Raw genomic sequence first — 21,316 nt, forward strand, 5'->3', positions numbered from 1 at the left:
CAGGCTATGTATGAGCAGGCTAACAGTTTTCTGGATATTCTGATCACCGCCGTGGTGATCAGCAGTGCAGCTTATTATCTTTATCGCAAACTGTGGAGGAAAAAGAACGTCTGTGGAAGTGGCTGCGACTCCTGCCCGAGTGCAACCAGCAAGAAACATAAGACACAGGGAAGCTGTAAATAAAGGGCACTGAAGCTTAGAATTTACCGCTGTCCGTCATCCCCACCTGTTGGGGATGACGGCGAAAATGCTAATCCAGTATCGGTCGGTCGATGGCAAACCGATCCCTGGTGGTGGAATAGTAACTGCCCTCCATACGCCCTACCGTATCGAGCTTACTGACGTTAATACGATCACCGTCTTTCAGTTCATCATTTACATGAATATGACAGATCTGCCCCAATATCAGATTGCCCGCCAGAGGGTCGTTGCCAAATGAAATCAGATCGTGCAAACGACACTCATAATGAACCATCGCTTCCTTAACAGAAGGCGGCTTAACCAGGGATGACGGCATGGCAGTCAGCCCTGCCTGTTGCAGCTCGTCAATATGATGCTCGTAAGGAGCGGAAGTCTGGTTCATGGCATCGGCAATGTGATGACTGACAACATTCACCACAAACTCCCCGGTATTGCGGATATTGTTCAGGGTGTCTTTGCTTTTGCCAGTACCGTCCAGCAAAGGCGAAAAACCCAGCACAGGAGGGTTAACACTCACCACATTAAAGAAAGAGAAAGGTGCCAGGTTGACAATACCCTGATCGTCAATACTGGACACCCAGGCAATCGGTCTTGGTGTCACGGTACTGATCAGTAATTTGTAGACATCCTTTACAGGGGTCGCAGTTGGATCAATATGCATGGCCGGTTCTCTTTATAATTCAGATTTTTGGACGGCTTATCAGTATAGACATAACCAGAAAACAATCGCGACCGCCAGTCTTCTCCAATATGAAATGAGCCTCACGCTTTTGGATCTATAGTCCATGATTACAGGATGAAAATAATCATGAACACGAGGCTCATTAAGACCCTTCAAAGTGGGCGATGTTGATCCAGGAGGAGCTTCTGTCGACCATACGACGACAACGGATATAGCCAGAACCATTGCCGGTGGCTTAATGGAGGCGGTTCTGAGATTATCTGAATACTTGAAAGAGTGATATCTCCTTAAAGAACAGGCTTTTTGTTGCCTCAGCGATGAAAGGCCTGTTTTAAGCACGGGAACAGGTGCATGCGTATATATAAAAACAAAGTATTCACTACCTTCAGACAGCTGGTGTTGTGTGCATTGGTGGCATGGCTGCCAGTGTGTCTGAAAGCCTCTTCTATTGATAACGAAGACATTGCGTCGGAGGCTGCCAGCGGGTTATCAACCAAGGCTGAAGTCATTGCGGATCACTTTATGGTGTCCGCAGCCAATCCTCTGGCAGTCAAGGCCGGTTACGATGTATTGAAAGCCGGTGGCAGTGCCATTGATGCCATGATTACAGTGCAGACGGTGTTGGGGCTGGTTGAACCCCAGTCATCGGGTCTGGGTGGCGGTTCCTTTGTCGTATATTACGACGCTGAAAAAAATGAGCTGACCACATTTGATGGCCGTGAGACGGCACCTGCTGCGGTAACACCCGAATTGTTTCAGGATAAAGACGGCAAACCATTAGCATTTTTTGATGCCGTCGTGGGTGGCCGGTCTGTAGGCACCCCGGGTACGGTCAAATTGATGTCGGATCTTCATGCCCGGTATGGCAGGCAGTCCTGGGAATATTTGCTTAAGCCGGCGCAGGAAATGGCTGAAACCGGTTTTAAAGTGTCTCACCGCCTTGCCAGTGCCATTGAGCAGGATAAAGAGCGATTAAAGCATTACCCGGATACACGTCAGTATTTCTTCAAAAAAAATGGTCAGCCCCTGGCAGAAGGTGACGTACTGAAGAATCCGGAATACGCCAGAACACTGAGTATTCTGGCCAAGCAGGGAGCCGGTGCGTTTTATCACGGAAAGATCGGTACACAGATTGTTAAAAAGGTTCAGGGGATAGAAGACAATCCCGGACTACTGACACGCAGTGATTTATCCAGTTACCAGATAAAGGAACGCTCTGCCGTTTGTGCGCCTTACCGGCAATACAACGTTTGTGGTATGGGGCCTCCCAGTTCTGGCACGCTAACTGTTGGTCAGGTTCTGGGCATTTCGGCTCATGCGAACCTGGCGTCTTTACCACGCAACAGCGCTGAAGCCTGGCAGGTAATAGGCGACGCAACCCGGCTGGCTTTTGCAGATCGTAATCGTTATATGGCAGACACAGACTTTGTGCCTATGCCGCAAGGATTGCTGGATCAGCAGTACCTGGCTGAACGAGCCAAACTTATTACCAAAGGCACTGCCCTGACTCAGGTTGCCCCCGGGACACCTGACTGGGATAAGCCAGTTGCCCGGGCTGATGATCAATCTTTGGAGCTGCCCTCCACGAGCCATATCTCCATTGTGGATAAGGGCGGAAACATTGTCTCCATGACCAGTTCCATTGAAAATGGTTTTGGCTCCCGGGTGATGAGTAGTGGTTTTCTGTTAAACAATGAGCTGACGGACTTTTCTTTTCGCAGTTACAAACAAGGCTACCCGATTGCTAACCGTGTTGAGCCGGGTAAACGTCCACGGTCTTCCATGACACCTGTGATTGTAATGAAAGATGAACGACCCTATCTGGTTCTTGGCTCTCCGGGGGGAGCCCGTATCATCGGCTATGTCGCCAATACCCTGATTCGGCATCTTGAATGGGGCATACCGATACAGGCAGCCATTGACTTACCGAATCTGCAAAACCGCTCTGGAGTGTATGAGCTGGAAGCGGGTACTGACGCAGAAGCTTTGAAAAAGCTTCTGGAAGACATGGGGTATCAGGTTAAGGTCACGGATCTGAACTCGGGTCTTCAGGCAATACAGTTTGATAATGGACGTCTGATAGGAGCGTCCGACCCTCGTCGTGAAGGCATTGCGATGGGTGACTGAACCGAAGACAGCGAAGAGGAGAAGACTCCGGGAAGCAAACTCCGGATTCTCCTGATACTATTTATCTTTCTACGTGTTTTTAACCATCAGACAACGAACAGCCAGGAGACTGAATGACCAGCATCAGTATTTTCTGCGGAGCCAATACCGGCCACCGACCGGAATATAAAGCCGCCGCACTCGACCTGGCTGAAGCCATGGTCAGGCGTGATATGACTCTGGTTTATGGGGGAGGAAACGTTGGTTTAATGGGATGTATTGCCAACCATGCCTTATCACTGGGTGGCCGGGTTATTGGTGTCATTCCAAAGCTGATGGTTGATCTGGAAAAAGCCCACGACTCGCTAACAGAAATGCACATTGTTGACACGATGAGTGAGCGAAAACAGGCATTGTGTGATATTTCAGATGGCTGCATTGCACTGCCTGGCGGAACCGGCACCCTGGACGAACTGTTTGAGTACATAGTGCTTCTACAAACCGGTTTTCACCACAAACCTTCCGGCCTGCTGAACGTCTGTGGTTATTATGATCACCTGCTTAGCTTTATGGATCATGCCATTTCTGAAGGCTATGTCACACAGCCTCTGCCCGATATTCTATCGGTGGCTGATAAACCAGAGTCACTGCTGGACACCTTGATAACTCGCATGGAATAGCCTCGGGACTAACAATGACAAAAACGCCTCTGCTGATTTACTTACACGGATTAAACAGTTCATCCCAGTCCACCAAGGCGCAACAGACCATTCATCATGTCCATCAAAACAAGCTGGATATGGATTTGTGGGTACCCGATTTACCCAGCCACCCTGAGCAGGCAAGACGCCTGATGTCTGACCGCATCAATCGCGAATATGGCATACGACCCGTTTATATTATTGGCAGCTCTCTGGGTGGCTATTATGGTACCTGGCTGATGCAGCGCCTGATCTATCTCCACCCGGAGATTGTCACCCGCCTGGTTCTGATCAACCCTGCTGTTCGTCCCTACGAGTTGTTCCGTGATTATCTGGGCAGGCAAACCAATTTTCACACCGGCGACAAATGGGAGTTAACCATGGATCACGTTGACACCCTGCAATCCCTTGAGACCTTATGGCTCGATAACGCAAGAGACATTCTGCTGATGGTGCAGGAAGGTGACGAAACCCTTGATTACCGGAAAGCCGTAGAAAAGTACGCCAATGCCCAGATGATTATTCAGAAAGGCGGCAATCACTCCTTTGAACATTACGACAATATGCTGCCAACCGTCTTCGACTTTCTTTCAGGAAAACCAGTGCTTTAGGTCTTCTGGCACTGGTACCCTCTCACTCCGGTCAACATTAATCCGACAAAATTCCAAACCACTGCTACATTGTTTACCAGTTTAACTGGTTCGGTTTCTCAGGGAACCGCGCAATATCAGGTCACTGTTGTTTAATTTCAAAGATACCTGCCACGGAAACATCCTCTGCAACGCAATGACCAACGCGGCCACTCTATCAGGGAACCTTTAACGCCTCATCACAAGTCTGAAGGCCCTGATACCGAGTAGTCTTTTTCTATCTCACATCTGGATATCAAAGCAGTATGAAGTCTTTTTTCAAGAGCCCAGTTGTGCCTGAGGGATATTCAAGGACACAACACGAACGATACTCAAGATTACGCCTGCAAGTTCTTGGTGGCGCATTTCTGGGTTACTCCGCTTATTACCTGGTACGAAAAAACTTTGTTCTGGCTATGCCTGATCTTATCAGTCAGGGATACAGTAAAACCGAACTGGGAATGGCACTGTGCGCTCTGTCGCTGAGCTATGGCATCAGCAACTTTGTTATGGGTACCTTTGCTGACCGACTGGATGTCCGTAAACTGATGCCGCTGTGCCTGATACTGTCGGGGGGCGTCTCACTGTTAATAGGCTTTATGCCTATCCTGCAATTCCCGCTGATGGTCATGGTATGCCTGATGGCTCTGAATGGCTGCATGCAGGCGGCTGGCTGGCCGTGCAGCGCAAAACTGATCGCTCACTGGTTTGTGCGTCAGGAACGGGGAACAGCCATGAGTATATGGAGCCTGTCGCAAAATGCCGGATGTGGTTTGCTGGGGCCTCTCTCGATACTGGCTCTCGCCCTGTTTTGTGACTGGCAAAGCCTTTTTTACTTTCCTGCCTCCATTGCCATAGTGATGGCTATTGGCTGCTATTTCATGTTGAGAGACAGTCCGCAACAGTGCGGACTGCCGCTCCATTCACCAGAGCTGGCAGAAGAACATGAAATCAAACATCAACGGTCGTCTTTCAGACAATCCTTCCGACTTTTCTGCCAGCATTGCCTGAAGCTTCCGCCAATATGGATTCTTGCCGTCGTCAATGCCTGCATTTACTTCGTTCGCTACGGCGTCATCGACTGGGCTCCCGTCTACCTTCAGGAATCCAAAGGCTTCAGTTTCAATACCTCCAGCTGGGCATTTTTTGCGTTTGAATACGCTGCTATCCCCGGCACCCTGATCTGTGGTTATCTGAGCGACAAACACTTCAGGGGACAGCGAGCCCCTGTCAACGCCTTGTTTACGACAATGGTTCTGATTTCCATCCTGTGTTACTGGCAATGCCCGGCGGGCAACACGACATACGCCATGCTGTCCATGATTGCCACAGGGTTTCTGGTTTATGGTCCTGTCATGCTGGTGCATGTGCATATAATTGACTTGGTACCTCTCCCGTTTGCTGCCACCGCAGCCGGTTTTATTAGCCTTTTCGGCTATATATTTGGCGCTACATCAGCCAACCTGCTGCTGGGAAAAGTACTCGACCATTATGGCTGGGATGCCTGCTTTGAACTGCTTGCAGCAGCCTGCGCCCTGGCGCTGATACTCCTGCTATTGCTATGGATGTGGGAAAACATGCACCCCAACCCTGATGCACCGTTCTCTCAACAGGCACAGCCTGCAACGATCCCAATAACAACGGAAAAAAATTCTGGCGATAAGAAAGGGTTTCGCAGACTGTTGTCAGCTGCGTTTTTCCCCGGAACGTCTGCCGGAGGAAGGTCTAGAAGACATTGCTCAGGTAATAAACTGTTGTGTCGGAGAACTCAGTACTCGCTTAAGACCCTGCTTATCTACCTTTCCAAGAGGCGTTCTGGGTAATTGTTCCAGCAGGGTCATTTTAGTAGGTAGCTTGTAAGACGCTACTTCCGTACATAACCAATCCCGGATCTCCTTGAGATTAATATGCCTTGATACAGGCACAACACAGGCACAAATCGCTTCACCAAGCCGGTCACAGGGGGTTCCGAGAATGGCACACTCCTGTATACCGGGGTGAGCGTCCAGCCTGGCTTCAATTTCGAGGGCAGAGACCCTGTAACCACCGGTTTTGATGATATCAATACTGCGTTTACCTAAAAGACGATACTGTCCCTGGTCCAGCATCGCCATATCACCAGTTCGAAACCAGCCTTGGTTAAACGCCTTCTGGTTCAGGTCAGCCTTACCGTGGTAACCCTTGAACATTTGCGGGCTCCGTACTTCCAGTTCGCCAACATCATTGACTTCATTGCCGCTTTCGTCCACCAGACGAACACTGACGCCTGGTAAAGGACTGCCAAGACACTCAGGTCGGCGCTCTCCATGTTCCTGTTGTGATAACACCATGCCAGCTTCGGTGAGTCCATATCGTGTCAAAAGTGGCTTATCGGCCAACTTCAACCATTGACTGTGAACGGAGGGAGGCAGTGGGGATGACCCAACAATCGCCAGCCGGAGCGTTCTTGCTCCGTCCTGCCAGCGATGCTGTTGTACTTCAGAAGACTTGTCCCAGGCATCAAGCATATAGCGGTAAATTGTAGGAACGGCGGTAAACAGCGTAAACTTTCGGCTGGCAAGCTGCTCCCACACCTTTTCAGTTTTAAAGGCAGGCATAAGCAGACAACTGGCTCCTGCTGCCAGCGTACATAACAGCCCACAAACCAGCCCATGGATATGGGCAATGGGCAGAACATGTAACAGCCTGTCTTCAGGTGACCATTGCCACGCCTGACACAATGTTTTTACCTGGGCTTCGACAGACCCAAAGGTATGAACGACACCTCTCGGATATCGACTGGTACCACTGGTATAAATAACAACCGCACCTTTCTGCGGATCCAGAGCCATAAGACCAGGCGGGGCTGCCTCATACCCGGTCGCTTGCAGAATGTTTATTCCACAGCGCTGCATCAGGTAACGGGCATCAGCTTCGCTGTCAGGCGCGTAAACCAGATACTTCGCATCAACATCCCGAATACGCCATTCCCACTCAGGAACCGGCATAAGAGGATCGAGCGGTACTGCAATACCCCCTGCCAGCCAGATAGCCAGTAATGAAACCACTGAAACAGCATCACGTCCTGCCAGAAATGCAACAAACGGGTGGTCTGCATCAGCCTTCTGTTTCAATACTGAAGAAAGGGCTCTGGCCTGTTCGAGTAACTCTCCGTAGGTGTGTTCGCCTGTTTCATCGATGACAGCAACACTGTCAGCAGGGTGGCCAATAAGCTGTGACAGAAACGGCATCAGACCGGTCAACTTGTTCAATAGGTGGCGAAAGTATAGTCACACAAGAGCGGGTTTACAGCATTCAGAGTCTGCGTAAGGAACTGACGATTAAAGGCCAATTAAGATACACTATCGGGCTAACAGCGCTTTTGACCATGCTTTCCATCTGATAAGGATTCCATGCGTAACGAATACACCGCAGAAGCCATTGAGGTTCTCAGTGGTCTGGACCCGGTCCGTAAACGTCCGGGTATGTACACCGATACAACCCGACCCAACCATCTGGCCCAGGAGATTATCGACAACAGTGTCGATGAGGCTCTCGCTGGCTTTGCCAGCAAAATCAAAGTCATTTTGCACAAAGACAACTCTCTGGAAGTCACCGACGACGGCCGGGGTATGCCGACAGACATTCATCCTGAACACGGTATTTCAGGTATTGAACTGATTCTGACCCGCCTGCACGCCGGTGGTAAATTCTCAAACAAGAACTACCAGTTCTCTGGTGGTCTGCATGGCGTGGGTGTCTCTGTCGTCAATGCGCTCTCCACCGTTCTGGAAGTCACCGTTCGCCGTGATGCCAGAGTCTCGCAGATCACCTTTAAAGACGGCTTTAAAGATAAAGACCTGCATGACATCGACACCTGCGGTCGTCGTAATACGGGTACCACCGTTCGTTTCTGGCCAGACGCGCAGTACTTTGACTCGCCAAAGTTTTCTGTCTCCCGACTGATGCACGTACTCCGTGCCAAAGCCGTATTGTGTCCGGGGCTGCGGGTTGAGTTTGTCGATCATCACAGCGGCGACACCACTGAATGGTATTACGAAGACGGTTTGAAGGATTACCTCAGAGGTACTACGCACGAATACCCAACCCTGCCTTCTGAACCTTTTACCGGTTCACTGAAAGGTGAGAAGGAAGCCGTTGACTGGGCCGTTCAGTGGCTACCGGAAGGTGGCACCCTGTTGACCGAAAGTTACGTAAACCTGATTCCAACCCCCCTGGGAGGTACTCATGTCAATGGTTTGCGAACCGGTTTGCTGGAAGCCATCCGTGAATTCTGTGAATTCCGCAACCTGATACCCCGTGGCGTAAAACTGGGACCAGACGATATCTGGGAAAACTGTGCTTTTGTATTGTCTGCCAAGCTGGCTGACCCTCAGTTTTCTGGTCAGACCAAGGAGCGGCTCTCTTCCCGCGAATGCGCCGCCTTTGTGTCCGGCGTTGCCAAAGATGCTTTCAGCTTGTGGCTAAACCAGCACACCGCAGAAGGCGAACAGCTGGCCGAACTGTGCATTAACAATGCCCAGAAGCGCATGCGCAAGTCCAAAAAAGTAGCACGTAAAAAAGTTACTCAAGGCCCTGCCCTGCCCGGTAAACTGGCGGATTGTGCCAGTCAGGACATTAACTACACTGAACTGTTTCTGGTCGAAGGTGACTCAGCAGGTGGTTCAGCCAAACAGGCGCGTGACCGGGAATATCAGGCGATACTGCCCCTGCGTGGTAAAATTCTGAACACCTGGGAAGTCGATTCCAGTGAAGTTTTGGGCTCTCAGGAAATACACGACATCTCGGTAGCGCTCGGCGTCGATCCGGGTTCCGACAAGCTGGACGGTTTACGCTACGGCAAAATCTGTATCCTTGCCGATGCGGATTCCGATGGTCTGCACATTGCCACTCTGCTGTGCGCCCTGTTTGTTCAGCATTTCCGTCCACTGGTCGAACGCGGTCACATTTATGTGGCTATGCCGCCGCTGTATCGTATCGACGTTGCCAAAGAAGTGTTTTATGCACTGGACGAAGATGAGAAAGAAGGCATTCTGGAACGTATCAAGGCTGAGAAAAAGCGTGGCAAGGTTAATGTTCAGCGCTTCAAGGGTCTGGGTGAGATGAATCCTCTCCAGCTGCGTGAAACCACCATGTCTGCCGACACTCGTCGTCTGGTTCAGCTGTCTCTGGATGATGATATTGCCGAAACAACCCAAAAAATGGACATGCTTCTGGCTAAGAAAAAATCCGGAGAAAGACGTCAGTGGCTTGAGAAAAAAGGGGATCTGGTTGATATAAATTAGACCTGTTGCTGGAAACACCATAAGCTGGTGTTTCCAGTATTTACACCGACCATAACCGCCTCAAAGCCTTGACATTAATGTTCAAATAGCCGTAAGCAACCGCTGAATTACAACTATAATCCACTGGTCTGACCGGAAAGCCTGAGCGGTTTTCTTCAGACAGCTACCCCACAAAACGTCCACAACACGGTGCGGCTGGATATGACTACTCTTTATGAGCCTTCTGTGCCAACGTCTCCTGTTCATCTCGAAGTAGACGCATTGCTGCTCCAGCAGGCAGAAAGTCAAGGCATTAATATTTCATCACTGATTGAGCAGACTCTGCGCACCGAACTGTCCTGTACAGAGCCTGCCCCTGCCGACTCTTCAGCAGATCATCTGACAATTTACCATAACCTTATTGGCGAACACCCGGTGTGCTGCCTGGGTTTGAGGCACTATTTCCGGAAAAAATAACGACAGACCTTCCTGCACCAGAAGTGCAGGAAGATTTTTTGCTGTGTAAACATCATTCCGGCGTCCAATAACCAATAAACGACAGACTTTTTCTAAGCCACTGTGAGAGCCTCAGCCACGGAGAGAGAGAAAACAATGTCACTGTTCACACACTATCAGCAAAGATTTGAGTCCACACAGCAGGAAGAGATGAGCCTCCGGGAATATCTGGAGCTTTGTCGTGACAACCCACACACCTATGCCAGTGCCGCTGAGCGCATGCTGGAGGCTATTGGAGAGCCAGAGGTTATCGATACATCCCGTGACCCAAGGCTCAGCCGGATTTTTTCCAACAAACTGATTCAACGCTACCCCACCTTCGACGAATTTTATGGCATGGAAGAGCCTGTTGAGCAGCTAGTGTCCTACTTCCGTCATGCTGCCCAGGGTCTGGAAGAGAAAAAGCAGATACTCTACCTGCTGGGCCCCGTTGGTGGGGGTAAATCATCGCTGGCTGAAAAGCTCAAAGCGCTGATGGAGCGAATTCCCTTTTATGCCCTGAAAGAGTCGCCCGTCTTCGAATCCCCACTGGGGTTATTCGATGCCGACGACGATGGGCAGCTGTTAAGGGATGAATACGGCATTGCTGAACGCCATCTTCGCTACACCATGTCTCCCTGGGCAGCTAAACGACTGCAGGAGTCTGGTGGCGATATTACCCGCTTCAGAGTGGTTAAACTCTACCCCAGCCGCCTTCATCAGGTCGCAATTGCCAAAACAGAACCCGGTGACGAAAATAACCAGGATATCTCCAGTCTGGTCGGCAAGGTCGACATTCGTCAGCTGGAAGAATTTGCCCAGAATGACCCCGACGCCTATCGTTTTTCAGGCGCCCTCTGTCGTGCTAACCAGGGGCTTATGGAGTTTGTGGAAATGTTCAAAGCACCTATCAAGGTGCTGCATCCACTCCTGACGGCAACGCAGGAAGGCAACTATAACAGTACCGAAGGGCTGGGAGCGCTGCCCTTTGAAGGCATTGTGCTGGCACACTCCAATGAATCGGAGTGGCAGGCTTTCAAGAACAATAAAACCAATGAAGCCTTTATCGACCGCGTAAATATCATCAAGGTCCCCTACTGCACCCGGGTCAGTGAGGAAACGCATATCTACCAGAAACTGTTGCGTCACAGCTCATTACACGACGCTCCCTGCGCTCCCGACACACTGCAACTGTTGAGTCAGTTTTCGGTTCTGTCACGAATCAAGGAACCTGAAAATTCTTCGGTTTACTCGAAGATGAAGGTGTACGACGGAGAGAACCTGAAAGATACCGACCCTAATGCCAAATCCCTGCAGGAATACAAAGATGCCGCCGGAGTTGATGAAGGAATGGAAGGGTTGTCGACCCGGTTTTCCTTCAAAATACTGTCCCGTGTTTTTAATTTCGACCCCACTGAAACCGCTGCCAACCCGGTTCATCTGCTGTATGTGCTGGAACAACAGATTGAACAGCAGCAGTTTCCACAGGAACTCGAAGACAAGTACCGGGGGTTTATCAAAGGCTACCTGACGCCTAAATACATTGAGTACCTGGGCAAGGAAATTCAGACAGCCTACCTTGAATCTTACTCGGAATACGGCCAGAACATTTTCGACCGTTATATCACCTATGCTGATTTATGGATTCAGGATCAGGAGTACCGGGATCCGGATACCGGTCAGATACTTGACCGCAGCGCCCTTAATGACGAGCTGGAGAAAATTGAAAAACCAGCCGGTATCGCCAACCCTAAAGATTTCCGCAATGAAGTGGTTAATTTTGTACTCCGTGCCAGAGCCAGCCTGCAGGGCAACAACCCCAGCTGGCTCAGCTATGAAAAAATGCGTCTGGTGATTGAGAAAAAAATGTTCTCCAACACAGAAGACCTGTTGCCTGTTATCTCATTCAACGTCAAGGGTTCCCAGGAAGAACAGCGCAAACATGCCGAATTTGTCGAACGCATGATTCAGCATGGTTACACCGAAAAGCAGGTACGGCTGTTATCCGAATGGTACATCCGGGTAAGAAAATCCCAGTGACCGGGGGTACCATCAATGAGTATCATCATTGACCGGCGTGACAGAGCCGGGAGCAGTACAGGAAAGAAAAGCACAGTTAACCGGCAACGTTTTCTAAGACGGTATAAACACATTATCAAAAAAGCCGTTCAGGACAGTGTTGACCAGCGCTCCATCACCGATACTGACCGTGGCGACAACATTCATATTCCTAACAAGGATCTTTCCGAGCCGATATTCCATCACGGTCAGGGTGGAAAAAACCAGCGGGTACACCCGGGCAATAAGGCGTTTCATAAAGGTGACCGTTTTTCCCGGCCACCAGCCGGGAAGGGTCAGGGCAGCGGACAAGGGGCTGCCAGCGATCGTGGCTCAGGCGTCGATGAGTTTGTGTTTCAGATCAGTCGCGAAGAGTTCCTGGAGTATGTGTTCGAAGACCTTGAACTGCCTAACATGCTGCGCAAAAACCTGAAAAGCACCACTGAATACACCTTACGACGAGGAGGGTTTACTTCTGCCGGTTCGCCAGACCAGATTAATGTCGTACGATCATTGCGTTCAGCTTATGCCCGCCGTATAGCACTATCAGCAAAGAAAAGAAAAAAGCTTAAAGCACTGCAATCAGAGCTGGATTCGCTAAAAAACAGCAATGACCCGGAAGACCAGAAAAAAGCCTCAGCGTTAAAGCTGCAGATTGAGGCGCTTGAGCAAGCTATAAAACGCATGCCGTTTATTGATGAGTTTGATCTGAAATACAACAACCTGATCAAAATTCCCTTACCCTCCAGCAAAGCGGTCATGTTCTGCATCATGGATGTGTCCGGCTCAATGGGGCAGGAGATCAAAGACATCGCCAAGCGTTTTTTCCTGCTGCTTTACCTGTTTCTGCAGCGCAGTTATAAAGCAGTGGAAGTGGTGTTTATTCGCCATCACTCTGAAGCCAGGGAGTGTGATGAAGAGGAGTTTTTCTATGCCCGTGAAACAGGTGGCACACTGGTATCCAAAGCCATGGACCTGACCAGCCAGATTATTGATAAGCGTTACCCGGTTTCCGACTGGAACATTTATATAGCCCAGGCTTCCGACGGTGACAACTGGGAGACCGACACCGACATCTGTCGAAAGATTATTTTGGAAAGACTCCTGCCCAGGGTTCAGTATTTTGCCTACGTTGAAATTGCCAATCGCCCTCAGACCCTCTGGCACACCTACCAGCAGATACAAGATGAATTCGCCGATTATTTTGCCCAGCAGCGGATTCGTAACCACGCGGATATTTATCCGGTTTTTCGTCGTTTATTTGCCCGGAGAAGTGGCTGAATGTCTGACCAGAAACCTTTATCAACCGGTTCTGAATGGACCTTTGAACAGCTGAAAGCATACGACGAAACCATAGGTTGTCTGGCGAAGCAGTTCAGACTGGATACCTACCCGACCCAGATTGAGATCATCAATTCCGAGCAGATGATTGACGCTTATGCGTCAGTCGGCATGCCGCTTATGTATCATCACTGGAGTTTTGGCAAGCATTTCCTTGGCAGCCTGCAAAACTACCAGCGCGGGCGCATGGGACTGGCTTACGAAATTGTCATTAACTCCAACCCCTGCATTGCCTACCTGATGGAAGAAAATACCATGGCAATGCAGGCACTGGTCATTGCCCATGCCTGCTACGGGCATAATTCGTTCTTCAAGGGTAACTATCTATTTCAGCAATGGACGGATGCCGACGCCATCATCGACTACCTGCTGTTTGCCAGGAATTACATTAGCCAGTGCGAAGAAAAATACGGTGTCGACAAAATTGAAGAGTTGTTAGACGCTTGCCACGCCCTGATGAACCAGGGGGTTAATCGTTACAAACGACCTCAACCTGTCTCTGCTGCCGAAGAAGAGGCTTTAGCCAAAGAGCGCGAAGAGTATATTCAGAGAAACCTCAATGACCTGTGGCGAACGATCCCGGCTAAAGAAGAGCCTAAAAGCAAAGCTAAACAGCGTTTTCCTGAAGTGCCAGAAGAAAACCTGCTGTACTTTATAGAAAAAAGCGCCCCCCTGCTGGAAAACTGGCAACGTGAAATCATCCGTATCGTGCGCAAAATCGCCCAGTATTTTTATCCCCAGCGACAAACGCAGGTGATGAATGAAGGCTGGGCAACGTTCTGGCATTACACCCTGACCCACGAACTATACAAACAGGGATTTATTAATGACGGGTATATGCTTGAGATACTGCACTCTCACACCAGTGTCGTGTTTCAGCCCGACTTTGACGATCCACGCTACACCGGCATAAACCCCTACACTCTGGGTTTTAATATCTACCGGGATATCCGCCGTATCTGTGAAAACCCAACCCCCGAAGACCGGGAGTGGTTTCCTGATCTCGCGGATTCCGACTGGCTCGACACCCTTCACTTCGCCATGCATAACTTCAAGGATGAAAGCTTTATTCTGCAATATCTGTCACCTAAAGTGATGCGGGATATGCATCTGTTCTGCATCGAGGACAACGAAGTCAACTCATTCCTTGAAGTCAACAGTATCCACGATGAGCCAGATTACCGGACTTTAAGACAGTCCCTTGCTGCCCAGTACAATCTGGGCAACACAGAACCGAACATTCAGGTTTACAACGTGGATATTCGCGGTGACCGTTCACTGACGCTTATTCACACCATGCACGAAGGGCGTCCACTGGAGCCGGGAAGCGCACAGGAAATCATAAAACACCTGCATTACCTCTGGGGGTTTGATATCTGCCTTAAATCCGTTGACCAGTGGGGGACAGAGAAAGAGGTTTATGCTTTGTCGGGGTGAAAAAGAACCTTTTGACCAGAAGGGATACTTAGCAGCACTGCAGCTATAAAGAACTGAACCATTGAGCAAACGTTGCCCCCACCATCCCCACCTGAGCCGAAGTACCAATGACGCTTATTTGAGCCTGTTTTGCGTTTTTTGGGCGAGGAGCCTTCAGGCGGGTCTTTTTTGCTCGCCGGTTCTGGGTCTTTTTTAGACTGATCACCATCACTATCTCGTTTTTGTTGTGCCTGCTCTCTGGCTTTCATCATGCTTGCAATATGATAATCTGTCCGAAATCCATCAAACAGTTCACCATTTCTGTTGAACTGAACGCCATGAACAACGAATGGTAAGTGGGTAGGGTTATCTGTTTGTGTTTCAGCTGCAAGTAAATCAATATAAATCGAATGCGTTTCTGATTCTGTGGAAGCACCTTGCTGTAAAAAAATTAAACGAATAAATCGCATACTGCTGTTCCGTAAGGTTTGATAACGATCAAACCTGAACGTATGACCTGAAACCCGGCCAAACAAAGGATCTTCTGCGGCAAACTGCAAATCGTTATGAACTGATCCCCTGGGAATAGCCTGTACACTATTTGCAAACCTGGAAGAAAATGCAAACATGGTAGCCCAGTCAATCTCTTCAAACAGGCTTGGTTTTGGTGCAGCTTCAGGTATATAAGTTACAGGTAAAAATTTTTCAATGTCACGAGGTCGCTCAGCAGGCATATGATCTCTATTCCCATCAGAAATCAGATAAATGGGTATATCTGGCATGAATGTAATAATTAAAGTTTTACCCTTGGAATTACCCGCTCCAAAAAAATCAACCTGGTTAAGCCCTTCCATTGTGGCAATCACAGGGTGGGCAAAAAGTAATAGCAACATCAGTCCATAGTGCCTGAAAAAGTATCTGCAATGTTTTATCGTGCAAATATGGCCGCATGGCTTTTTGTTATTATCCACTAAAACAAACTCCAGCCTGATGGTTAAGGTTAAGACAGTCAGAAGGCTACGCCATCGAATGATTTAATTGGCTCTATGGTCGATATCGCCATAAACCGGGCAGTAGTAAAGACTAGAAAACATGACTGATCAAGCGGAGGGCAGCAGTCACTTTTCGTAACAAGCCAGCAACGCTTCCTGCTGACCAATAAAGTTTTTACCCCGTTCTCCCTGAAGTGCATCAAGCAACAGTTGTCGCCAGTTTTCCCGGTTATAGCCATACCCCTCTGGATCGGTATTTACACCCAGTTCACGGAACCAGCCATCGAACTGATCCCATGCTTTGTTCAGGTCATGCCCGAAAATGGCTTTCAGGTCAGAATCCACCTCCCGGTCCAGCCCGATCACAGAGCGCAGCACCTGCGGCAGGGTAAAGGAGCAGGCGATGCCATGAGGCGTGCCAGACTGAAGAGTAACAGCATAAGAAATATTGTGGGCAATGGACGTTTTGGTATTGGAAAACGCCAGCCCGGCTTTCAAGGCTGCTTTCATCATATCTGTTCGAAAGCGTGCGTTGTCCGGCTGCCGGACAAGACGGGGCAGAGTGTCCAGAATGATGTTTACCGCCTCGACAGCCAGGGCTGAAGACACCCCGTTACGGTTTTTGTTCCAGATACTTTCCAGAGCATGTGACAGTGCATCCAGACCGGTACTGAGGGTGAGGGCTAAGGGCAGTTGCAACGTTAAATCAGGGTCACACAGCGCAGCTTCAGGGTAGAGTCCGGCATCAGCCAGTGAGTATTTCCTCTGTGCCTGTTTATCCCAGATAGTCGCCCAGCAGGTCACTTCACTACCGGTTCCAGCGGTAGTAGGAATCGCGATGACTGGCGTACACAACAGCTGCCCTTTGCCGCCACCTTCAGTGATATAAGACTTTGTTTGTTCGAAATCACTGCCTGCTGCCGAAAGAAACTTGGCAGTATCCATAACCGAGCCACCGCCCAGGGCAACAATCACTTCAGGCTGACCATTACTACACTGTTCCTGACACAAGAGTTCGAGGTTAACAATATCCGGATTAGGCTCAACGTTATTGATTACCACCTGCGGCGCTCCCGCCAGAGTGGTAATGGTTTCCGTCAGTTCTGTAAAAAATGGTTCGTCATAGGTCACCAGTGCGTATCGCCTGCCATTTAACCGCTCTGGTAATGTTGCCAGACAGCCAGAGCCAAACTGCACATCGACCGGATTATGGAAACGCCACATGTTGAGTGCATCCCAATCAGTTGATTGCTCATCAGTTTAAGAGGGATTTATAAAAATACTAATAACCTGCCGATTCAATTTGCCCGGTCACAGGCTTGAGTCAAACTTTCTGACGACCTCTATGGGGAATGGGTATCACGGTACCTTTTCATGTAATCATAAGTCGGCTCATAGTAACGTCTTTCTGTCCGGTACTCGTAGCGACAGAATGCGCAATGGATTCTGGAGTACAGAACCCCTGTCTGATACAGGGTGTCGAGTACACCTTTAAGGGATATGCCCCGCGATCCAGACGGTTCCACAGTAACAATGTCAAAAATACGATACGGGTGCTGAGTGAAATCCGGCCCTGAACCACGACGGCTCTGGTAGAGACAGAACTGAATATATTCATCGCTGCCTGATGGCCGCTCATTGACACGGTGGTAAAGCGTATAATTGACGACGGACTCCCCGGAAATATAAGCCTCAAAGGGTCGGTACGTACCATCCATGAATGAAAGCAGACTTCCGAAAGTGACAGTACCATGGGGCGAGTAGAATAATAACGTCGTCCATATAGGGCTTTCAAAATAGTATGTTCCCATAAACCGCTGAAAAGCACAGGGAAGCCCGTTCTGGTTGTGAGCGCCGCCATGACCAAGAATAATTAAATTTTTAACATCAAGGTTGAATCGGTCGTACGTAAACAGCTTTAATTTTCCGCTTAAAACCCTGGTGTGCATTTGATCCAGGATTTCTTTTGGAAGCGATAGAGGCATGACTCCGGACTCCTGAATCAGGAACCAACTATTCAGAGCTCACATTATACCAGCAGGAGGGCAACATCCATCCTGGGCAGCACTTCACCAATCATTGCTGCCTGGTCGTGCAATCCCGTAGCCCTGAGGTCAGCCAGCATGGCTTCGGCGGGTGGTCTTCAATGGTGTGTCCACCAACCACCAGCGCCCCCGCTTCCATGACTTTGTTCTGCCCACCCTGAAGAATCTGCGCAAACCCTTCGACCGGCAAATCTTTGGTCGAGTACATCATCAGGTTCAACACCATCAGGGCGTTGCCGCCCATGGCAAACACATCGCTCAGGGCATTGGCAGCCGCTATTTCGCCAAACTCCTGTGGATCACTGCACACCGGAGAGAAGTTGTTTCAGACATCAGTCATACGCCTTATATGCGGGCAAGCGTCAAAATAAAACCTGCGGATTGCAATTGTTGTTGCACAGTGTCGGCATGGTTGTTATCAATTTCAAGGCACATGCCACATTCTGAAGATAACTGCCGGGGTACGGGAACCACTTCGCAGGCAACGCCCTGCTCCCGGCACCAGGCTTCAGCCTTAATGGCAGCACGCATATTTTTCAGCAGAATAAATGCCCGCTTCATGCAGCCACCTCCATCGTGATACTTATTAAAGCATCCAACAAATAAGCAAAGTCGTCTGGTGAATGGTAAACAGAAGGCGACAGTCGGCAGGTGCCTTCAGGGTACGTCCCCAAGTGCTGGTGCGCCAGGGGCGAGCAGTGCAGACCGGAACGGGAGCTGATACCAAACTGTTTTTCCAGATGCCACGACAGCGTACCTGCATCCAGTACATTGTGGGTTAAGGATATCACTTCGCCCTGAGCTTCAGCATCCGTTGCCCGGTTGACAGTAAAACCATCAATGGCCTGAATAGCCTCCAGCAGCGAAAGGAAGTCTTCACGACTGTGGCGCGGTTCCGGGGTATGTTCCAGAGCTGCCAGCAAACCAAAAATGCCCGCAATATTCGGCGTACCGGCTTCAAAGCGGTCCGGCATTACCATTGGCATTTCAAGGTGTTCACTGTTACTGCCCGTACCACCCAGCAACAGTGGCTTTATGGAGTGAGGCTTACGAATATACAATCCGCCGGTACCGGTTGGCCCCAGCAGGGCTTTGTGCCCGGTGAAAACCAGGTAATCAATACCCCACCGATCTACATGCACCGGACATTTCCCCAGAGACTGGGAAGCGTCTACCAGCACAGGCAACTCACCAACCGCCTCTTTTATACTGGCAACGGGCTGAATCACACCATTCACATTACTTTGATGGTTTACAACTACCAGCGCCGTATTGCTGTTGACCAGATCGCTTATCTGTTCCGGAATCACCCGACCATCCCTGCCTGCCGGCAGGGTTTTTAAAGAGATTCGTCCCTGTTGTTCCAGCATCGCCAGTGGGCGGGCCACTGCATTATGCTCCAGGGGCGATACCAGCACTTCAGCACCCTCAGGAAAAGTGAAACCCTGTAAAATCGTATTAGCGGCATGTGTCGCATTACTGGCAAAACACAGGTTTTCAACCTGTTCGATATCCATCATGCCTGCCAGTTTTTCACGACACGCTTCAACGACAGAGCTGGACTCAAAAGCCCTGGCATGGGATGAGCGACCATAGCTGCCTCCCATCTCTGTCAGGTAGTGCCTGATCGCTTCTGTGACTTCCACCGGCTTGGGAAAACTGGTAGCGCTGTTATCAAAGTAGGTTAAAGGGTCAGCACGATTCATGGATATACCACATGACCAGCGGCGGCAATTTTTTCCGCAATCTCATACATATTGGAAATACGGCCCGTTGCGAGCTTCCCCTGTAACTCAAAGAAATCAACACAGGCACCACAGACAATAATATCAACCGACAGAGCCTCAAGCGCCTGCAACGCAGAGTCAGCCCCCGAGCCTTGTGCTGCCAGCCGGACTCCGCCGTTGTACAGAATAATGGTCGACGGTTTACGCTCAATTTCTATCAGAGTGTTCAGGTAGCCTTTAATGAGTATGCTGCCAAGGTCGTCATCCCCCAGCCCCATGCGGTCGCTGTTCAGTACAACCATGTAATCAGAAACAAGGTCATCAGAGTTCCGGGCTGGCGGCAGTGTATTTTTTGTGGCTGGTGCAACGTCACCCCCGGCAGTGTTTTCTGTCGTACCAGACTGTCTGCCTGAAGCCTGGCAAGTCGCAGTGATCACCCACTCGCCCGATTCAGCAACATACTCCGGATTCATACCCTGATCTTCAAAAAAAGTCATCAGGTTAAGGTGAGCTATCTCATTATCCACAATCACCTGAAAACACTCACCCGCCTGCAAGGTTTTTAACAGGCGACGGGTTTGTATCAAAGGTTGTGGGCAGAGCAGGCCCCGGGCATCCAGAGTGTGATGGTGTTGCATAAAAACCTCAGTTCAGCTGTGTTCAATAGACGGCGTATAAATGTAGAGATCATTCTGAGGCAAAGTGAAAATAGTGGGATATAGGGACAAGGCGCAAGGCGATAAGTATTACCCTGACATTCCTCCCTCTGCGTTTGAATACTGCAGGTGCAACCCATAAGATGGGAGCTTTCCGGATTTGCTACCTTTTGAATGTAGCGCGGGCCCTGATAGCCCGTGGAGTAAACTATGCCTTTGCCAAAAAAACACAAGCCTGCCTCATCACTCTCAAAGCGTGAGCAGGCGATCGAAGACCGTCGTCTTGAACGCATGCGTCAGTACGATGACATCAGTGAAACCGCTCGACAAAAAGCAGAAACACTTTATAGAAAAAGCCAGTTTCTCTGCTCAGAAGCCGTTTTCACCACCGTTAACGACCACCTCGGGCAACCCGCTGACCCTCGTATGGTGAAAATGGCATCCGGCTTTCCGGTAGGCATCGGCATGTCAGGCTGCCTGTGTGGTGCAGTCGCCGGTGGGGTTATGGCGCTGGGTCTGGAGCATGGCCGGGAACAGAAAGGGGAAAAACTATCGGATGATATATTTCCACTGTCGTCCGAACTGCACGACCGGTTTCAGAAACGCAACGGTTCAACCTGTTGTCGAAAGCTCCTCAAACATGTGGAGTTTGGTTCAAGGGAGCATATCAGACAATGCATACGACTGACGGGAGAGGTTGCTGCCGACGTTGTTGACCTGATTGAACATGGCATTACTGAGCCCATCGACAAAACAGCGTCAGATTGCAGTGATTGTCCAAAAACAGACAGCCATTCGAAGCCATCAGCTTCCAGCTCTCTGGCGGCACGATAAAAAAGTAAACTTCTGCCTTAAATCGTAAAAGCACACAAATCCAAATCAGCTAACCGCTTAGGTCGATTAGCTGATTCAAATCAATACCCCAGGTGCGGTATATAAAACACGCATTTCAGAATACGTCTACACTGGTATTCCTGACCCAGGTCGTGGGGTTAACGTTATT

General features: G+C 49.7%; 20 protein-coding genes and 1 pseudogene. 12 read left to right on the plus strand and 9 right to left on the minus strand.

The genetic code is table 11. The features are described from left to right. Positions 1 to 6: 6 nt before the first annotated feature. On the plus strand, positions 7 to 183 hold the full coding sequence (locus NX722_RS28965; protein WP_407648014.1) for a FeoB-associated Cys-rich membrane protein: 177 nt from the start codon (positions 7 to 9) through the stop codon (positions 181 to 183). Between the two features lie 67 nt (positions 184 to 250). On the opposite strand, the gene NX722_RS19320 is transcribed toward NX722_RS28965, so the two are convergent. Beyond that, entirely contained in the window at positions 251 to 862 is a 612-nt protein-coding gene (locus NX722_RS19320; RefSeq protein WP_262564491.1) for a flavin reductase family protein, read from the minus strand. Positions 863 to 1,040: 178 nt separating this feature from the next. On the opposite strand from NX722_RS19320, the gene NX722_RS19325 reads away from it, so the two are divergent. The 5 genes from NX722_RS19325 (at position 1,041) to NX722_RS19345 (ending at position 6,142) form a co-directional block, all read left to right on the plus strand. Next, a complete protein-coding gene (locus NX722_RS19325) occupies positions 1,041 to 1,163 on the plus strand; it encodes a hypothetical protein (RefSeq protein ID WP_262564492.1) in 123 nt (40 codons plus the stop codon). 71 nt (positions 1,164 to 1,234) lie between these two features. Next, positions 1,235 to 3,010, plus strand: a complete 1,776-nt coding sequence (gene ggt / locus NX722_RS19330; RefSeq protein WP_262564493.1) for a gamma-glutamyltransferase — start codon at positions 1,235 to 1,237, stop codon at positions 3,008 to 3,010. Between the two features lie 113 nt (positions 3,011 to 3,123). Then, positions 3,124 to 3,669 carry an LOG family protein gene (locus tag NX722_RS19335; RefSeq protein WP_262564494.1) on the plus strand — a complete coding sequence of 182 codons (546 nt, stop codon included), beginning with the start codon at positions 3,124 to 3,126 and terminating at the stop codon, positions 3,667 to 3,669. A gap of 14 nt (positions 3,670 to 3,683) precedes the next feature. Continuing rightward, entirely contained in the window at positions 3,684 to 4,301 is a 618-nt protein-coding gene (locus tag NX722_RS19340; protein ID WP_262564495.1) for a YqiA/YcfP family alpha/beta fold hydrolase, read from the plus strand. A gap of 311 nt (positions 4,302 to 4,612) precedes the next feature. Next, positions 4,613 to 6,142 carry an MFS transporter gene (locus NX722_RS19345; protein ID WP_262564496.1) on the plus strand — a complete coding sequence of 510 codons (1,530 nt, stop codon included), beginning with the start codon at positions 4,613 to 4,615 and terminating at the stop codon, positions 6,140 to 6,142. On the opposite strand, the gene NX722_RS19350 is transcribed toward NX722_RS19345, so the two are convergent. After that, positions 6,059 to 7,549: an AMP-binding protein gene (locus tag NX722_RS19350; protein ID WP_262564497.1), complete on the minus strand. Its 1,491-nt coding sequence runs from the start codon at positions 7,547 to 7,549 to the stop codon at positions 6,059 to 6,061. The two genes, NX722_RS19345 and NX722_RS19350, sit on opposite strands and share 84 nt — an antisense overlap. Positions 7,550 to 7,711: 162 nt before the next feature. On the opposite strand from NX722_RS19350, the gene parE reads away from it, so the two are divergent. The 5 genes from parE (at position 7,712) to NX722_RS19375 (ending at position 14,914) form a co-directional block, all read left to right on the plus strand. Continuing rightward, complete coding sequence (gene parE, locus NX722_RS19355; RefSeq protein WP_262564498.1) at positions 7,712 to 9,604, plus strand: DNA topoisomerase IV subunit B; 1,893 nt, start codon at positions 7,712 to 7,714, stop codon at positions 9,602 to 9,604. Positions 9,605 to 9,805: 201 nt separating this feature from the next. Continuing rightward, positions 9,806 to 10,060, plus strand: coding sequence for a type II toxin-antitoxin system CcdA family antitoxin (locus NX722_RS19360; RefSeq protein WP_262564499.1), 255 nt, complete (start codon positions 9,806 to 9,808; stop codon positions 10,058 to 10,060). A gap of 135 nt (positions 10,061 to 10,195) precedes the next feature. Continuing rightward, complete coding sequence (locus tag NX722_RS19365; RefSeq protein ID WP_262564500.1) at positions 10,196 to 12,118, plus strand: PrkA family serine protein kinase; 1,923 nt, start codon at positions 10,196 to 10,198, stop codon at positions 12,116 to 12,118. Between the two features lie 15 nt (positions 12,119 to 12,133). Beyond that, entirely contained in the window at positions 12,134 to 13,417 is a 1,284-nt protein-coding gene (locus NX722_RS19370; protein ID WP_262564501.1) for a YeaH/YhbH family protein, read from the plus strand. Next, positions 13,418 to 14,914, plus strand: a complete 1,497-nt coding sequence (locus NX722_RS19375; RefSeq protein ID WP_262564502.1) for a SpoVR family protein — start codon at positions 13,418 to 13,420, stop codon at positions 14,912 to 14,914. On the opposite strand, the gene NX722_RS19380 is transcribed toward NX722_RS19375, so the two are convergent. From NX722_RS19380 to yedF, 7 genes and pseudogenes are all read right to left on the minus strand, one after another. Beyond that, the gene (locus NX722_RS19380) at positions 14,896 to 15,786 is read right to left on the minus strand and encodes a hypothetical protein (protein WP_265442371.1); all 891 of its coding nucleotides are present in this window, start codon (positions 15,784 to 15,786) and stop codon (positions 14,896 to 14,898) included. The genes NX722_RS19375 and NX722_RS19380 overlap by 19 nt on opposite strands. A gap of 225 nt (positions 15,787 to 16,011) precedes the next feature. Further along, the gene (locus NX722_RS19385; RefSeq protein ID WP_262564504.1) at positions 16,012 to 17,109 is read right to left on the minus strand and encodes a phosphonoacetaldehyde reductase; all 1,098 of its coding nucleotides are present in this window, start codon (positions 17,107 to 17,109) and stop codon (positions 16,012 to 16,014) included. Between the two features lie 119 nt (positions 17,110 to 17,228). Further along, positions 17,229 to 17,870, minus strand: a complete 642-nt coding sequence (locus tag NX722_RS19390; RefSeq protein ID WP_262564505.1) for a putative adhesin — start codon at positions 17,868 to 17,870, stop codon at positions 17,229 to 17,231. A gap of 91 nt (positions 17,871 to 17,961) precedes the next feature. Continuing rightward, a pseudogene (locus NX722_RS19395) lies at positions 17,962 to 18,249 on the minus strand (AIR synthase related protein); the annotation flags it as partial. A 26-nt stretch (positions 18,250 to 18,275) separates the two neighbouring features. Next, on the minus strand, positions 18,276 to 18,491 hold the full coding sequence (locus NX722_RS19400; RefSeq protein WP_262564507.1) for a DUF3343 domain-containing protein: 216 nt from the start codon (positions 18,489 to 18,491) through the stop codon (positions 18,276 to 18,278). Beyond that, positions 18,488 to 19,636 (minus strand): aminotransferase class V-fold PLP-dependent enzyme, encoded by a 1,149-nt coding sequence (locus NX722_RS19405; RefSeq protein ID WP_262564509.1) that lies wholly within the window; start codon positions 19,634 to 19,636, stop codon positions 18,488 to 18,490. Before NX722_RS19405 ends, NX722_RS19400 begins: the two co-directional genes overlap by 4 nt. After that, the gene (gene yedF, locus NX722_RS19410; RefSeq protein WP_262564510.1) at positions 19,633 to 20,295 is read right to left on the minus strand and encodes a sulfurtransferase-like selenium metabolism protein YedF; all 663 of its coding nucleotides are present in this window, start codon (positions 20,293 to 20,295) and stop codon (positions 19,633 to 19,635) included. The genes NX722_RS19405 and yedF overlap by 4 nt, the downstream gene beginning before the upstream one ends. Positions 20,296 to 20,523: 228 nt before the next feature. Here yedF and NX722_RS19415 point away from each other — a divergent pair, with 228 nt between their 5' ends. Then, the gene (locus NX722_RS19415) at positions 20,524 to 21,147 is read left to right on the plus strand and encodes a C-GCAxxG-C-C family protein (protein ID WP_262564511.1); all 624 of its coding nucleotides are present in this window, start codon (positions 20,524 to 20,526) and stop codon (positions 21,145 to 21,147) included. Positions 21,148 to 21,316: the final 169 nt, after the last annotated feature.

Origin of the sequence: Endozoicomonas gorgoniicola (assembly GCF_025562715.2) — a bacterium.
GTDB classification, from domain to species: Bacteria; Pseudomonadota; Gammaproteobacteria; order Pseudomonadales; family Endozoicomonadaceae; genus Endozoicomonas_A; species Endozoicomonas_A gorgoniicola.